The organism is Paenibacillus sp. NPDC058174 (assembly GCF_042883865.1).
In the GTDB taxonomy this organism is placed as follows: Bacteria; Bacillota; Bacilli; order Paenibacillales; family Paenibacillaceae; genus Pristimantibacillus.
Map to the genome: position 1 here is coordinate 1,056,059 of NZ_JBHVUY010000001.1, position 15,190 is coordinate 1,071,248.

The following is a 15,190-nucleotide window of genomic DNA, read 5'->3' on the forward strand; positions in this document are numbered from 1 at the left end:
TTCAGCAATAAAAAAACTTCTGTCCGCCAGGCAGAAGTTTTACTGCATTATTTTCGCAAAAAGTGTCTATCTCCCCTGTTGTTCTGCGAGAAGCGAAGCTTCTCTTCGCGTTCTTTCCCCGTACTGGAACTCATGCTTCGATTCGCTGTTAAAACCCCAGCAATGATGAGTGCAGCACCTGCATAACTGTTAAGTCCGACAATCTCCTTCAAAAAGAAAAAGGCAAAGATCGCTGAAAAAATAGGCTCAAGCGAGAATAGAAATGCGACACTGACCGCTGTTGTATATTTTTGAGCGACAGATTGCATGACAAAACCATAAGCGCTGCATATTAGGGCTAATCCAAGAATCGCTATCCAATGAATAGGGCTGTCTGGCAATTGTGGTGCTTCGAACATAAAGGTAAATGCAGTGGCATACAGAGCAGCAAAGCCAAGCTGAAAAATCCCCAGCTGTAAGGGGTCGGACTCTCGGACAAAACGGTTCGAGACCATAATATGAACAGCATAAAGCAGCGCAGCAGCCAAGCAATAGATTGCGCCTGCATCAAATGTCAACTGATCGTGAACAGTCATGAGCACCAATCCAATGGATACGATCACAATGCCAGCCATGATATTTCGGGACGGGAACTTGCGATGCAGTACCGCTTGAATGACAGGAACCATTATTACCGTCGTACTCGTCAAAAAGCCTGCAGTGGTAGCAGATGTATTCTGAATCCCATACAACAGCATGGCAAAAATGCCTGCCAGTAAAGCACCGGAAATCGAGGCATACTTCAAAAGCTTCCTATTGATGTTCGGCAGTTTTTTACCAAAAATCAGTACAGTCACTAGAAAAGCAATGCCGCAGCGCAATGCCACTATCGTTGCCGGGGGCATTCCGTCAATGCCAAGCTTCATAAAAATATAAGACAGTCCCCAGGCTATGGATACTGTAGCTAAAACTAAATTCGCTTGTTTCTGTGTCATTCTGATTCCCCTTAGCTCCTGTAATCCTACACGAACAGTATCTTACATATGCCGGGAACATAAGAGAAGCGAATATATGGTATATTGAAAATAAGAATATCTAATATCCAAAGCGGAGCTAATTTATGAAAAAGACGAAATATGAAGTGTTTATGAAAATCATAGAATTCGGAAGCTTGTCTCGAGCAGCCGATTATTGCAACTATTCGCAATCGGCCGTCAGCCAAATTGTTATCGCATTGGAAAATGAATTTGGCATCAAGCTGTTGAATCGAAGCCATGCTGGCGTTTCTGTTACTTCAGACGGCGAAGAGCTGCTGCCTTTTATTCAAAAACTAAGCCATGCCCACAACGAGCTCTCGGAGAAAGTATCTGAACTGCATGGCATAGAAAGCGGCCTTATCCGGATCGGCACGTTCTCCAGCATATCTTGCCATCTGCTCTCTCCCCTTCTTAAAGACTTTAAAGCCAGGCACCCGAATATAAAGTTCGAGCTGATTCAAGGAGACTACCGCCAGATCGAAATCTGGATTGCGGAAGGAACGGTCGATTTCGGTTTTGTGGATTTGCCTACTTTAAAAGAATTTGAAGTGATCCCGATCATGGAGGACCGGATGCTCGCTATTTTGCCAGCAAATCATCCTTATGCGCATGAAGAGTCTGTGCCTCTGACCATTTTCGAACAGGAATCTATGATCCTTTTGGAGGAAGGGACAAAAAAAGAAGTGCTGGAAATGTTTCGCCAGCATCATATTAAAGCGAAGATTGAATACCGCCTCGATGATGATTACACGATCATTGCCATGGTGGAAAACGGGCTCGGCATAAGCATCTTGGCTGAACTTATTCTTAGAAGAACCTCGTATAACATCATCAGCAAAGAAACATCGCCCAGTTTCACCAGAAGCATTGGCATAGCGATAAAGAGCAGAAAACAAGCCTCAATCGCAGTGAGATGCTTCCTGGATTTCGTTGTTGAAAACAAAGAAAACTATATCCGTCTTATGAAATAAGCAAGGTTAGAGTAATGAAATGGCGCGGCCGAACGGCTTACTGATGAGCTTTTATGCAGGAATAATGAGTATGTGAAGCGAACTGTCTGAGCGGGAAATCATTCCGTATTAGGGGGAGGCTCGAAAATGAATGAAACAAACGGCAAATATTATTCTGGAGATTTGACGAACTCCACAATTGAAAATGCCAACTTGAATGAGACAACCATTAAATATGCAAACATGAAGAACGCCCAACTCACTCATGTTGACTTAACGGGTTCCACGGTTCGAGCAAGCAATTTATCGGAAATGAAAGTGGAAGGTAATGCATGGTGGGACATGTCCATGAATCAGTGCGATGTTTTCGGATTGGATTTTGATGCCGGCACCTTGGAAGGCGCCAAGTTTTCCAATTCGCATCTTGTTAATCTAACGTTCGAAAATTGTGTAATCGATGGACTAATAATAAACGGTGTTGCAATAAAAGAATTGATTGAAAATCATCCCGATTACCGATTGAATGAGGGATCGGTCCCTCAAAAAAAATCATATGACGAAGCCAGAAATCAAATTTAATTAACAAGCTACTGATAAAACTTAATACAGGCCGCCCGAAAGTGGCGGCTTATTCCTGGCTAAACTTCCAATATTGAGATATAACAAAAAACGTTTATTGGGTATGATATTATTACCCTTCTGCTCCCTCATCCAATCCAAACACCTGCTCTTCTATAGGCAAAATATGTCCGATCTTTCCCAAGTGCTGGATTCTCAAAAACTCGCCGTAAACCCTCGACCTTCCGATCTCCGTCTCCATCCAATTCTCTCTTGATATGGTCACTCCCTTATAAGCAGCATCGAAACCGAAGGGAATGTAGGTTATAGGGTTCGTGATATGCTTTGCAAGCGTTCTATACTGCCTTCCAGCTGTATGGTTCTTGCAAATAAACAGGACAGATCGTATTGTTTCAAAATCAAATACATCTTTAGCAAACAATACATTTTCCAACGTATTTCCCGACCTGTCTTCAATGGACATGACCAATCTGCTTATCCCGGACTTTACCAGCTCCTCCACGATGACATAAGCTTCCGGTGTAAGCGGGTCTTTCCAATCCGGATGTTTCACTCCCGTAGGACTTACCCCACCGGTAACAATGATCTGCTTGGCCAGACCTAGCTTGTATGCTTCAATTGCTTTTAGCCAATGACCAGGATGCGTTCCAGCGAAAATAAATAGGACATCACAAGGTTGAGGTTTTGTTATGGGCATGAAAGTAATCTCGGTCAATCTCTCAATTTGATAATCGTTTAACTCAGGTACCTGCGGCTCTTTCGGGATTAGTGGCTGCAATTCGAATCCTCCTCATGTTGATTTGGGTTGGTCCATATGTAATGAGAAGCTGCTATTCTATGCTAGTTACAAATGACTTAAAGCGATCTCGAATTCATCCTTTTATACAAAAAGTTCTATCTGACTAATACTCTAATCAACCTATAATCCTTATTCGATAGTGCGTCCGTAAACTCCTTGCTTTCTAAAAGTGAAACAACGCCTAATCAGCACTAAACTACACGGGAGACAATAGGAACGGAGCCAAGCAACTTCAATTTCGCTGACCTATTTCAGCAGGAAATCAGCTCCAGTCATTCCATCCCAAATCAAAATGCAAAAGTGCATGCTGATTAGCGTAATAAGGCCCAAAACAGCGCTCAAAATGTAAAAGTGCATTTGAAATCGCTGTATTTTAGGAAAAATAGCCTTTTTAACCCAATTAAAATGCACATTTGCATTTTGATGGCATAAATCGCCAATTTAACGGCTGACAACCTGCACTTTTACATTTTGATGCAATTTCGTCGTAGCAAGTGACATGATTCAGCCAAATAAACAAGAATGCTGGAGCTTCATAATTTCCGAAGAGGTCCGCCAATAACCGTTAGGTTAAAAAGCCTTGGCACTCTATGAGAATCTGATTGACACCCCTTCAACTTTGCCATGCACAAAAACAAAAAAAAAGGCTGCGGAGACCTCTCGACAGCCTTCCTGCTTCTGCCACTAGCACCATCTTTATTGTGCCTGCGCCTGTCTCACCCACGAAACAAACAGCTTCGCTCCGGTAGTCAATACATCCTCGTCAATATCAAACTTCGGGTGATGAAGGGGATAATTCTGTTCCTGCTCCGGGTTAGCGATGCCAAGAAAAGCAAATACGCCAGGCACCTCTTGCAAGTAGAGCGCGAAGTCCTCACCGGCTAAGCTTGGCTTTTCCAACTGCATGATCTGTTCTTCTCCAAGCACTTGCTTCCCGGCTTGCAAAGTAATCTCTACAGCCTTTGCATCGTTTATGAGCGGAGTACCCAGCCGGTAGTGCGAAGAATAGCTTCCGCCGTACGTATTCGCTATTGCCTCTGCCCTGCTCTCCAGTATCCGGTGAATCTTAGCCGTTAGCTCCGTATCAAAGACACGGTAGGTTCCGCTTAGCTCACTCTCTCCGGCAATGGCGTTGGTCGCTGTCCCGGCATGCAGCGTTCCGAAGCAAAGCACCGACGTCTGGAAGGGATCGACCTCCATCGCCAGCGCATATTTCACGTCGGTAATGAATTGGACGGACATCGAGAGAGCATCCACGGCAAGATGCGGCGTGCTGTGATGTCCGTTAACACCTTGAAAAGCGATTCGGAAATGTGAAGATGCCGCCATCGCCTCCCGCCTGTGTATGCCAACTACGCCCTTCGGCAGCTCTGGCCAAACATGCATCGCAAAGCACAGATCAACCCCTTCCAGCACCCCCGCTTCAATCATGTCGCGTCCGCCGCTAATCATCCGTCCATCAATGGGACTCAGCAGTGCGCTCTCTTCAGCAGGTTGAAAGACGAATTTAATAATTCCGTTAACTTCCGAACGATGCCGGCTGAGAGCCTTGGCCGCGCCAAGCAGCATCGTCATATGCGCATCATGCCCGCATGCGTGCATGACACCTTCCTGCTTAGAGCGATAATCGGCCGTATTCTCTTCCGTAATGGGCAGAGCGTCCATATCGGCGCGAAGCACGATCGCCGGACCCGGCCGGCCGCTGTTCAGCACAGCGACTACCCCTTTGCCAAAATGCTGGCCTACCTGCTCTTGAACCTCCAGTCCAAGCTCTTTCAAATAACGGGCGACCTTCCCCGCTGTCCGGTCCACATCAAATAAAATTTCCGGATGCTGATGAAACTCTCTGCGAAGCGCAATCAGCTCTTCCTTTAATGTATCAACGTATTGTAAGACGGCTTCCATCTCATTCATTCCTTCCCAACATGGCGTTATCGTCCTGAATCAAGAATTTAATTTGCTCACAAAAAACAAAAAAACATCCCAACTAATATGCTAGCCTTCGGGATGTTTCCGTTTGAACGGTCAACAACTATTTTGATCGCGATCGCGTATCATGCTTTTTAGGATGTAATGAGTCCGGCACAAGTATTGCCTGCTGCTCAGCACTAGTCTAGCACACTACCGCCAAGTTGAAAATAAGAGCTTGTCCTGCTCGCTGGCAAGCAGAAGCAGGCCCCGGTTACCCGAAGGGTCTGCAAGTTAATCTGCCCGTTATCCTCCTTAATACCTGTACGAACCAATACGCGCGTTGGCGTTGGCATTAGCGTTAGCATTCGCTCCATTCGACATCCCTGCAACCATCGATTCGAAGGCTTGAACGACTGCAGTCGCCACTTCAATGTCCTGGGCGCTTGTTCCGCCGCTCACCCCAACTCCGCCTACGATATGGTCTCCGACCTTTAACGGAATGCCGCCTCCTAGTATGACAATTCTGCCTTCATTGGTCGTATTAATGCCAAATGCCGGCCCTCCAGGCTGCGCCGATTGCGCCAAATTCGAGGTCGGCTGCTGCATGCTGACACTTGTCCAAGCTTTGTTTTTCGAAATTTCAATGCCGGCAATCCGGGCCCGCTCCACCCGATGAAAAACGAGCAAATGCCCTCCGTCGTCCACAATTGAAATTGCAATCCGCAATCCCATTTGCCGGGCCTTATTCTCCCCAACCTCCGCCAAGTGCTTTGCTGCCTCCAAAGTTAGCACGAAATAATCGCTCCTCCCTGAACTCTCCTACACCATATGTTGCAGCAGAGAAAACCGTGATAATAACCCAGCTCACAGCTCATTATTTTGCGAAATTCATGTATAAAAAGACAGCACTGCATTCACCTTAAGCAGTAAAGAAAGCCATGGAAGGTGCCCTGATGTCCATTAATTTGCATGCCCTAATGCTTTTTTATCAAGTCGCTCAGGCCGGCAGCGTGACCGAAGCCTCCAAAAGACTGGCCATCAGCCAACCCGCGATTTCCTCGCAAATCCGGCAATTTGAGAAACAGCATCATATCGTTCTGTTTGAGAAAAAAGGAAGGCATCTCGTCCTAACTCCTTTCGGACAAAGACTGATGCAGCCAACCGCAAAGCTATTCGAATTGGAGCCGCAGATTGGGGCGATGATTGCAGATTATCGGAATCACCCTAGAGGCAAGCTGAGAATTATCGGCAATTATTTGGCGACGAGCGTGCTTATTCCGAAATGGGCGGCTCTGTTCAAGCAGAAATATCCCGATGTTGAGGTCGAAATCTCAACGGTCAATTCGCAAAAAGCACTTCATAGCTTGAAAAACTATGAATCGGACATCGCGATTTTCGGTAATAGCGATATTACCGACGAAGACTATCAGGCGCTCTACTGCTTGGAGCTGTACCGGGATGAATTCCGGTTTGTCGTCGCGCCAACCCATAAATACGCCAATCAAAGCGTTTCGATGGAAGCGATGATGAATGAACCGTTTATTATGCGGGAAGAAGGAAGCGCTACGAAGATGAGGCTTCTGGAAATTTGCCATAACAACAACGTGGAGCCGCCAAAGATCGAGCTGCAGTTCAACGGGCTGAATGAGACCATTCAGGCAGTTGCGGCAGGCTATGGAGTGAGCTTTGTATCCTCGCTTGTATCCAGCTCCTTTATCGAACGGGGAGAATTGGCCGAGGTTGATGTGCCAAGGGTGCGTTTTACGAACACCATTCTGCTATGCGCACACAAAGAGGATAAACTTGAAGCGTTTGTTAAAGCTTTTATATCGATCGTTCGAACAGACATGACCATACAAGCGCGCTAAGCCGCCCCGATCCCGCCCTAACTGGACGAAATCGGGACGGCATTCGAGGATTCGCGTCAGCTTCAGGATGATTGCTGCGGTTCGCCCAACACTTTTTGAATAATCAATTTCTGTTCAGGAGCAGTTGCGCTTCCGTCTGTATTTTTCACATTAGCATTTATATAATAAGTTCCGCTTTCCGGAAAAATCGTCTTGGCCCGGTACACGCCATCCCGCCAATGTGATGCCGTCACCACTTCATGCGTCGTGCGGTCCCCATTCCAGATTTCGATCTGTACCTCTTCGGCATTTGCAACGTTGTCGTTCCCCTGTGTAACATGAGCGTCTACCAAAATAGCGCGCCCCGGCAAAAGCACTTCCTGAACCGGCTTTACTTCCACCTCAACCTTATGATTCCTGCCGCCGCTTTGTTCGTCATTTGCTATGGAACATGCGGACGTCATGAGCAGCATGGCAATGCCAATTATCGTTTTTTTCATGTCATAGCCTCCTTTGCCACCTAAGTATACCTATACATTTATAGAATGAATAATATAAGATTTCTGCTATCTATATATAAAAGTAATAGATTCCTTTATCCCACCAGAAAAAACGATAAAATCCATAAATGCAATCGGAGAGGAAATGATCTCGCAATCTGCTCTTTTTTTCCTGCAAAACTATTGACACATCGGGCATAGCAATGCTAGTATCTCTCTTAATGTCGACTACAATTGTCGGAATTCAAAAAGGGAGAGATTACTATGCAAAGATCAGTATCACCTGCAGCCAAGTATATGGTTGCCTTTCTACTAGCAGCAGCATTTTTGCTCAATGCCGCAATTTTGCCTGCTGGTGCTGCCGCAAAATCCGAAACCGCTGCGGAATACGGCATTTTCCTCAAGGACAAGTACAACTTGACTGTCGCGCCTAAAGCTACGAAAGGCGATTTCATTCAATACACAGCTGCAATTCTGGGCAATCCGAAAGCGGATAAAGAAGTTGCTTTCACAGATATTGCTGCTACTGACCCGCTTTATGCAAGTGCAGCTGCTCTGCACGGCAAAGGTATCCTCGGTGGAACTACAGTTGAGCCTAAGCAGCCGCTGAAACCGCTGGTTGCAGCGCTGATCTCGCTTCGTGCAGCCAATCTGCAAGAGCTGGCTTTGACTTATCCGAAGGATAAAGTTGACAAAGCGCTCGTTAAGCTCGGCGTATCGACGAAGTCGGTAACTGGCACGACTGCTCAAGAGCTTGCAGCTGCTGTAGATACTGGACTTATCCCTACTGATTTTTACGGCGAATTCAAAACCAATGCCGCTGCTTCCACCGCTTTGACGCAAGCACTGCTTGGCAAAGTGTTGACGATTAACGGCAAATACAAGCAGTATATCGGTTATGTCAGCGACGCTGATATCTACTCCAAGTTCTATACGGCTTACACGACTTCCAACATCATTCAAATCCCTAAACTGCAAGAGGTTGTAGACCGCGCGCTGAAACAAGATATCGTTACAGGCTACAACTTGAAAGATTCCCGTTTTGACGCGAACTTCGTTGAATCTTTGTCCGTTACTTACGGTCACTCCAATGTGAAGCATGCGCTTCAACTGATCGGCTTGCTTCGCAGCGAAGGCATTGATGCTAAAGTACAATTCGAGCCAAAAACGTCCGCTTTCATTCATATGAAAGAATGGGGCACGCCAACGATTGACGATACCAACCAAGCGGTATTGACGGAGAACGGCAACTATATCAACTATGCGAAAGAGTATGATATTAAGTTTGAATTTGCGAACACGATTGACAAAGTGAAGTTCGACAAAATGATTTGGTCTTATGCGAAGAAAGACGTGGCTGGCCAAAAAGGTCTGATTGCGGGCTCGTGGTTCCAACCGCTCTACTACTCGCTGACAAAAACGGAAGGCTACAAAGAAATTGCCAACAACAAAATCGTTGACGGTCATTACTATGCACAAACCTTCTCCCTGCCAGACAAAACAGATGCAATTGCTAAAGGCTTTGCTACTGTAGATCCATCTGTAAAAGTTACCACTTACACGTTCTGGGTTGACGGTCCTTTCTTCAACTACCTGAACGGTGAAGGCCTGTAAGAATAGCCTTTAATTAAACAAGCCGCCTATTCGAAGTTATCGAAATAGGCGGCTTGTTTTTTTATGCATTTTCAGAACCGGTAGGCTGCATTTAGCGTATTTGCCCATGCCAGCTGTCCGTTCGGCATCCAATCCAGCAGTGTACCTGCTCCGGCAAATTGGAAGGAACGATCCTTCGTGTTGTAGATCCAGATTTGGCCATCGCTTATTTGGAAAGCTGCCAGCTTGCTATCTGGAGACCAGCGGAGATTAGATACAGTGTAGTAATCCTCGTTTTTCTCATGAGCGAATAGATCAGCAATCACTTGCTTCGTCAGACGCTTATCCGTGAGAACCGATTGTTTTTTGCTTTCGAAATCCAGCACAATTCTGCCTAGAGGATTGTTTTCCCCAACGTCTGTTGGAAGAATCAGATGCGAATTATCCGCCCAGCTTAGCGGGTAGACGAATAGAAATCCGTCACTGTGGGACACATGAGACGCATTTTCCAACGTATAGATCGGCTTTCCTTTTGCATCAAACACTTTCAAATCGGCAACTGGACCAATCAAATCGTCATGCGCGTACAACACGGCAATTTTCTTCCCGTCAGGTGATGAGGATAAGCCGTAAACCGGCTTCTCGAACTGATGCAGAAGCTCCCGATTCCCGTCCTTCAGATCCACTCTGTAAAGCCTTTTATTGCCTTGTACCAAGTAGGTGTACCCCGAATAGAATTGATCGGAGTACATATCATTGTATCCATAATCATTTCCGTAATCATCCTTCTGCTTATCCAGCACGACAGGGAGCTTAACCGTTTTACTATTTGAGATCGTGAACAAATGATGCTGGTCTTTCCCGTAAAATAAAAACGACGGCTCGTCTCCCCCGTTCGCTTTGATCGTCTTGATCCAATTGGTATCCCAGACCGGGATGATGCTCTGCTTGTTGGTAAGCGGATTTTTCAGCGTAAGGCTAGGCTGTCGGCCGTTATAGCGCACGACCACTTTATTGGTATTCGGCTGATCCTTACGGGCAAACGTCCTTCCATCGACGGTTTTGGCCTCGTCTAAGTTGAACATAAACGTAAGGGCCTCTTTATCAAATTGAAAACGGATTTGCAACAATTGCGGCGTTCCCCACTCCAGTGTGTAATTCAACTCAGCCTTCTCATCACTTTTCTTCAAGGTACTCTCCAGCACCCTATTGAACGAGTCCTTCTGCATATCCACATTCGACCTTACCATGACAACCCGTTGATGTTCGGGTACCGTTTCAAACTGCTCGAAGTATAAAGACGGCTCAACTAATTCGTCCGGTTGTATTGTTGCTTTAGCTGGAGATGGTGACGGAGATGGGGTTGGAGTTAGAGACGGAGCTGCCTTTACAGCTTCAGTGCTAATGTCAGAAATTTTGTTAACGGGCGGCTGTTCCGTACTCGTACATCCCGTCAATACGAACATTACGACGATCAGACTAACAAAATATCGCATACGATCCCTCCTTGTTTTACGGATACTTGCACATGATTACATTCCGCTTCTTTAATTTACATATAATAGAAACGGCGGCATACGCTTTAAAGTTGCAGAAACCGGGGAACGCCGTTTTCTTTTCATGGTATAATTTATTTTAAAAAAGGAGTTTCAAGGTTTTGATTACAAGAGAGAAGCTAGAACAGCATCAAATCTGGGTCTATGTCGTTGCGCTGGTCATCGGCGGCATTTATGGAGCGTACAGCCCGGGGGCCGGTAATGCACTGCATATCGCGATTTCCCCTCTGCTTGCCATTTTGTTATACAGCATGTTCGCCCAAATTCCATTCCTGCAGCTGCGGGAATCCTTATCCAACGCCAAATTTATCAGCGCTTTGCTCGTATCCAATTTTGTCGTCGTTCCAGTCTTAGTATGGATGTTGACGCAATTTTTTCCGCAATCACAAGCCGTCCTTGCTGGAGTATTTCTCGTGCTGCTAACGCCTTGCATCGACTATGTCATCGTCTTTACGCAGCTCGGACGCGGCAATGAGCGGCTTTTGCTCGCCGCAACACCAATTTTATTCGTCGTTCAGATGGTTCTCCTGCCCTTATATCTGTGGCTTTTTCTTGGAAAAGATACAACCGTCATCGTCAAAGCCGGTCCGTTCGCTGAAGCGTTCTTCTACCTGATCGTCATTCCGCTGCTGCTTGCGGTCGCTACCCAGCTATGGGCAAACAAACAGTCAACAGGCACAGCCTTTCTGCAAGCAACCGCATGGCTGCCTGTTCCATTTATGGCTCTGGTCCTCGTCGTCGTTGTCGCTTCGCAAATTGGCAAAATTATCGATGATATTGACCTATTGCTTCAAGTAATTCCCATCTACATCGGGTTTCATCTCGTGATGCCGTTGTTTTCGCGCTTCGTCGTCAAATGGTTTCGTCTCGATACAGGCGCAGGACGAGCTGTCCTATTCAGCTCAGGAACGCGTAATTCGCTCGTCGTCCTCCCGCTGGCGCTTGCTTTGCCGGATGATTGGGCAACGATTGCGGCCGCTGTTATCGTCACTCAAACGATAGTGGAACTCATCGCCGAGCTGTTCTATATCCGGTTAGTGCCTTCATTCCTATTAAGGGATGCTAAGCCCTAAGAAAGCTAAATAGAAAGACAAACCTAATAAAGCCTAATAACTTGAAAGGGACTGACCCCTGTCTTACATACAAGGGTCAGTCCCAAATCTCAAGCCATTAGACTTTTTTTGCCTCTGTTATTACCGGCGTCCCGGCCATACTGGAGCCGTCTCGAAGTCGACGGCCACTACGCTGTTCCACTCATCGCAATCCTCTGCCGCTAGATCAATCCATACACGGCTGACGCAGTAATCTCCGTCTACACCGCCGAAGAAGCCGTGCGTCTCTTCGACGCGATAAGTCAGCTCCTTACCTGATTTCAGCGAACGAACGCCTTTGATCTTGCCGCCTACCTCGCGCAGCTCCACCGGAGTACGCGGCACATCACGCACATGCAGGTAGATCGTGTTGTTTTTCGTCGTCATCGGTCCGTAGAAGCATGGCGGATAATGCATAGGAACGCGGCTCGTTCCATAGATGCTCTCTCCGGAATGAGCCAGCCAGCTGCCGATTGCCGCATAGCGCTCCTTCGCTTCTTCCGGCCACGTTCCGTCCGCACGCGGCCCTACATTCAGCAGCAGATTGCCGCCCTTTGACGTAACCTCCAGCAGCGTATTCAGCAGCGTAACCGTGCTCTTATACGCAGATGTGTCCGAATGATAGGCCCATTGATTATTCATCGTCATGCAGGTTTCCCACCACTCATCCGGCGGATGTAGCGGCACGAATTGCTCCGGTGTTTCATAATCGCCCGCTTCCGGCAGCCGGTCATTAATGATCAGATGAGGCTGCAGGTTAAGCATCATTGCTTTCACTTCACTGCTTCTCCAGCGATCAGCGCCAAAGCCGGGAACATCGAACCAGATCAGGTCGATTCGTCCATAATTGGTCAGCAGTTCACGAAGCTGTTCAACAAAACGCTTGTGAAACTCCCACCAGCGCTGAGGATCGTAGACATTCGGCTTTGGTGATTGAATGTGCGAAGTTACTGGAATCGTAGCAAAATCCGGATCATACCAGTCGATCGTCGTAAAATACAGCCCTACCTTCAGCCCTTCGGCTCTTGCCGCTTCTACAAACGGTGCGACCAAATCCCGCTTTGGACCGCGCTTCACCGCATTGTAATCAGTTGTCTTCGTATCAAAGAGGCAGAAGCCGTCATGATGCTTTACCGTCAATACGATATATTTGGCACCGGCTTCCTTCGCCGCTTTTGCCCATTCACGGGGATCATACTGATCGGGATTGAACTCATCGGCCATGCTTTCGTAGGATTCCATGTCCGTGTGCTGATGGAAATGAGGCATAAGCGGCCAAGAGGCTTCAATTTCCCGCAGTGCATAAGGTCCCCAATGAATAAACACGCCAAATCTTGCTTCGTCAAACCACTGTGCTTCTGGATGTAAGGCTTTCATAGTATCGCTCTCCTCTTGTTTGTAATCGTTATCTGTTATCGAACGCGGTATTGTTCGAAATATTGCGGGATAATGGTCGTCGACGCGCCTGGCTGCTGCGGAAGCACGTAGAAGCCGTCTTTTACCGTTGCCGGCTCCTCAAAAATATGGCGAATCCAAGGAATGTACTCCAGCATAACGGCGCCCGGTGTAGCCGCGACGAGATGCTGATGAATTTGACCCATGTCGCCGACATGCGGGCATACCGGCAAGTCATATGCCGCTGCAAGTCCCGCTACTTGAAGCCATTCCGTTACTCCCGCCACGCGGGTTACGTCCACCTGAACGTATTCCACCGCACCCTGCGCGATATAATCACGGAAAGCATACTTGTTGTACACATGCTCGCCCAAGGCGATCGGCACGTTCAGCTCATCAGCAAGCTTCTTATGATTGGCAATGTCGTCCGGATTAAGCGGCTCTTCCAGCCAGATGAGGTCGAACTGCTCCAGCTTTTTGCCCCAAGTCATAGCGGTCGTAATATTCCACTGCTGATTGACATCGATCATCAGACCGGTATGGTCGCCAATTGCCCGGCGAACCGCCTCGACCCGCTCGAAATCCTCCCTTGGATTCTCCTTGCCGACCTTCATTTTCACAGCGGTAAAGCCTTGGTCCAGTATGGCGCTCATGTCCTCGATCAGCCGTTCCTTGCTCCAGTTCAGCCAGCCGCCGTTCGTGTTGTACGCCTTAATTCCTTCGGGCTTATGTCCGCCCAAATACTGCCACAGCGGCTTTTCGGCCGCTTTGGACATAATGTCCCACAGCGCAATGTCGACAGCGGCGAGCGCCATGTGCGTTACACCTGCGCGGCCGATCCAGTGCATCGGTCCAAATCGCATTTCTTCCCACAGCTGCTTGACCATAAACGGATTTTTGCCGATTAAAGCTGGCGCGTAGTAGCGGTCAATCGTGTCCGCAATCATCTCATCGCCTTTAGCGCAGGTGCCTGTATAGCCGTAACCGGTAATGCCTTCATCTGTCTCGATCCGGACGCCGGTTACGCCCCAATGTGTAGCAACGTTGATCGCATCCGTAATAGGCGGTGTAATAGGCACATGTAAAATAAAGCTTTCTGCTTTCGTAATTTTCATTGCGATTCCTCCATATGATCGTTTAGGTTATCGATGCTTGCAAAGCAGGCTTAGGTTAGGTTTAATAGCCTAAGGAAGCGCCGCCGTCCACGGGAAGTGCGACGCCGGTTACGAATTGCGACAGGCGGCTTGCGAAGAACAGCGCTGCATCCGCAATTTCATGTGGCTTGGCCGGTCTGCCAAGCGGATGCATATCGTCCAGCATGACGCGGGTGCGGGCAGGGTCATCCTGCTCCTCCGTCCATTTCTCCAAGAGTGGTGTGGATACCCCTGCCGGACAAATGCAATTGACCCTTACGCCATCAGGCGCATAATCCAGCGCCAGCGACTTCGTCATCGCAACGATCGCTCCCTTTGTCGAAGCGTATACTGCATTTTGCTTTTGCCCGACCAAGCCGTTCAAGCTGGCCATATTGACGATGCTTCCCTTTGATTGCTTGAGCAGCGGAAGTGAATGCTTGGTCAATAAGAAGACGCTTTTCAGATTGACGTCTATAACTTTGCTCCATTCCCGCTCCTCGACGTCCTCAATCAACTTCGGCAATATGGTGGCCGCATTGTTAACAAGCACATCCAGTCTTCCGTATTGGCTGGCAATCGCTTCGATCAAGCGGCGCACATCGCTTTCGGATGAAACGTCTGCGGGGAATGCCACGGCTGCCGTCTCACCGTAAGCCATCTTTATGGCCTCCGCCACTCTTTGGCCTTCCGCCGAGTCGATGTCGGCGATGACGACGATAGCACCCTCTTCAGCAAACCGCAGCGCTGTCACTTCTCCGATTCCGGAGCCGCCTCCGGTAATGAGACATACTTTTCCTTCTACTAGCATTCCGATCCG

The 15,190-nt window shown here is 47.7% G+C and carries 14 protein-coding genes; 5 read left to right on the forward strand and 9 right to left on the reverse strand.

Annotation, left to right across the window (positions count from 1 at the left end; translation table 11 throughout):
* Positions 1-47 precede the first annotated feature (47 nt).
* The gene (locus tag ACFVVF_RS04730; RefSeq protein ID WP_387805855.1) at positions 48-974 is read right to left on the reverse strand and encodes a DMT family transporter; all 927 of its coding nucleotides are present in this window, start codon (positions 972-974) and stop codon (positions 48-50) included.
* A gap of 125 nt (positions 975-1,099) precedes the next feature.
* Here ACFVVF_RS04730 and ACFVVF_RS04735 point away from each other — a divergent pair, with 125 nt between their 5' ends.
* Together ACFVVF_RS04735 and ACFVVF_RS04740 are read left to right on the forward strand one after the other, a co-directional pair.
* Positions 1,100-1,987, forward strand: a complete 888-nt coding sequence (locus ACFVVF_RS04735) for a LysR family transcriptional regulator (protein ID WP_387805857.1) — start codon at positions 1,100-1,102, stop codon at positions 1,985-1,987.
* A 126-nt stretch (positions 1,988-2,113) separates the two neighbouring features.
* A complete protein-coding gene (locus ACFVVF_RS04740) occupies positions 2,114-2,545 on the forward strand; it encodes a pentapeptide repeat-containing protein (protein WP_387805859.1) in 432 nt (143 codons plus the stop codon).
* A gap of 112 nt (positions 2,546-2,657) precedes the next feature.
* On the opposite strand, the gene ACFVVF_RS04745 is transcribed toward ACFVVF_RS04740, so the two are convergent.
* The 3 genes from ACFVVF_RS04745 to ACFVVF_RS04755 form a co-directional block, all read right to left on the reverse strand.
* Complete coding sequence (locus tag ACFVVF_RS04745; RefSeq protein WP_387805861.1) at positions 2,658-3,323, reverse strand: YdcF family protein; 666 nt, start codon at positions 3,321-3,323, stop codon at positions 2,658-2,660.
* Positions 3,324-4,040: 717 nt separating this feature from the next.
* Positions 4,041-5,249, reverse strand: coding sequence for a M20 metallopeptidase family protein (locus ACFVVF_RS04750; RefSeq protein WP_387805863.1), 1,209 nt, complete (start codon positions 5,247-5,249; stop codon positions 4,041-4,043).
* 318 nt (positions 5,250-5,567) lie between these two features.
* Positions 5,568-6,047: a GlcG/HbpS family heme-binding protein gene (locus ACFVVF_RS04755; protein ID WP_387805865.1), complete on the reverse strand. Its 480-nt coding sequence runs from the start codon at positions 6,045-6,047 to the stop codon at positions 5,568-5,570.
* Between the two features lie 185 nt (positions 6,048-6,232).
* Here ACFVVF_RS04755 and ACFVVF_RS04760 point away from each other — a divergent pair, with 185 nt between their 5' ends.
* Positions 6,233-7,123, forward strand: coding sequence for a LysR family transcriptional regulator (locus tag ACFVVF_RS04760; protein WP_387805867.1), 891 nt, complete (start codon positions 6,233-6,235; stop codon positions 7,121-7,123).
* A gap of 62 nt (positions 7,124-7,185) precedes the next feature.
* Here the strand turns inward: ACFVVF_RS04760 and ACFVVF_RS04765 are convergent, their stop codons facing one another.
* Entirely contained in the window at positions 7,186-7,602 is a 417-nt protein-coding gene (locus ACFVVF_RS04765) for a FixH family protein (protein WP_387805869.1), read from the reverse strand.
* Between the two features lie 264 nt (positions 7,603-7,866).
* On the opposite strand from ACFVVF_RS04765, the gene ACFVVF_RS04770 reads away from it, so the two are divergent.
* Positions 7,867-9,216: a hypothetical protein gene (locus ACFVVF_RS04770; RefSeq protein ID WP_387805871.1), complete on the forward strand. Its 1,350-nt coding sequence runs from the start codon at positions 7,867-7,869 to the stop codon at positions 9,214-9,216.
* 71 nt (positions 9,217-9,287) lie between these two features.
* Here the strand turns inward: ACFVVF_RS04770 and ACFVVF_RS04775 are convergent, their stop codons facing one another.
* A complete protein-coding gene (locus ACFVVF_RS04775; protein ID WP_387805873.1) occupies positions 9,288-10,691 on the reverse strand; it encodes a hypothetical protein in 1,404 nt (467 codons plus the stop codon).
* A gap of 161 nt (positions 10,692-10,852) precedes the next feature.
* On the opposite strand from ACFVVF_RS04775, the gene ACFVVF_RS04780 reads away from it, so the two are divergent.
* Entirely contained in the window at positions 10,853-11,824 is a 972-nt protein-coding gene (locus ACFVVF_RS04780; protein ID WP_387805875.1) for an arsenic resistance protein, read from the forward strand.
* 120 nt (positions 11,825-11,944) lie between these two features.
* On the opposite strand, the gene ACFVVF_RS04785 is transcribed toward ACFVVF_RS04780, so the two are convergent.
* The 3 genes from ACFVVF_RS04785 to ACFVVF_RS04795 form a co-directional block, all read right to left on the reverse strand.
* Positions 11,945-13,282: an alpha-L-fucosidase gene (locus tag ACFVVF_RS04785; RefSeq protein ID WP_387808832.1), complete on the reverse strand. Its 1,338-nt coding sequence runs from the start codon at positions 13,280-13,282 to the stop codon at positions 11,945-11,947.
* Entirely contained in the window at positions 13,255-14,352 is a 1,098-nt protein-coding gene (locus ACFVVF_RS04790; RefSeq protein ID WP_387805877.1) for a mandelate racemase/muconate lactonizing enzyme family protein, read from the reverse strand. The genes ACFVVF_RS04785 and ACFVVF_RS04790 overlap by 28 nt, the downstream gene beginning before the upstream one ends.
* Before the next feature lie 61 nt (positions 14,353-14,413).
* Entirely contained in the window at positions 14,414-15,181 is a 768-nt protein-coding gene (locus ACFVVF_RS04795; RefSeq protein WP_387805879.1) for an SDR family NAD(P)-dependent oxidoreductase, read from the reverse strand.
* Between the last annotated feature and the right edge of the window lie 9 nt (positions 15,182-15,190).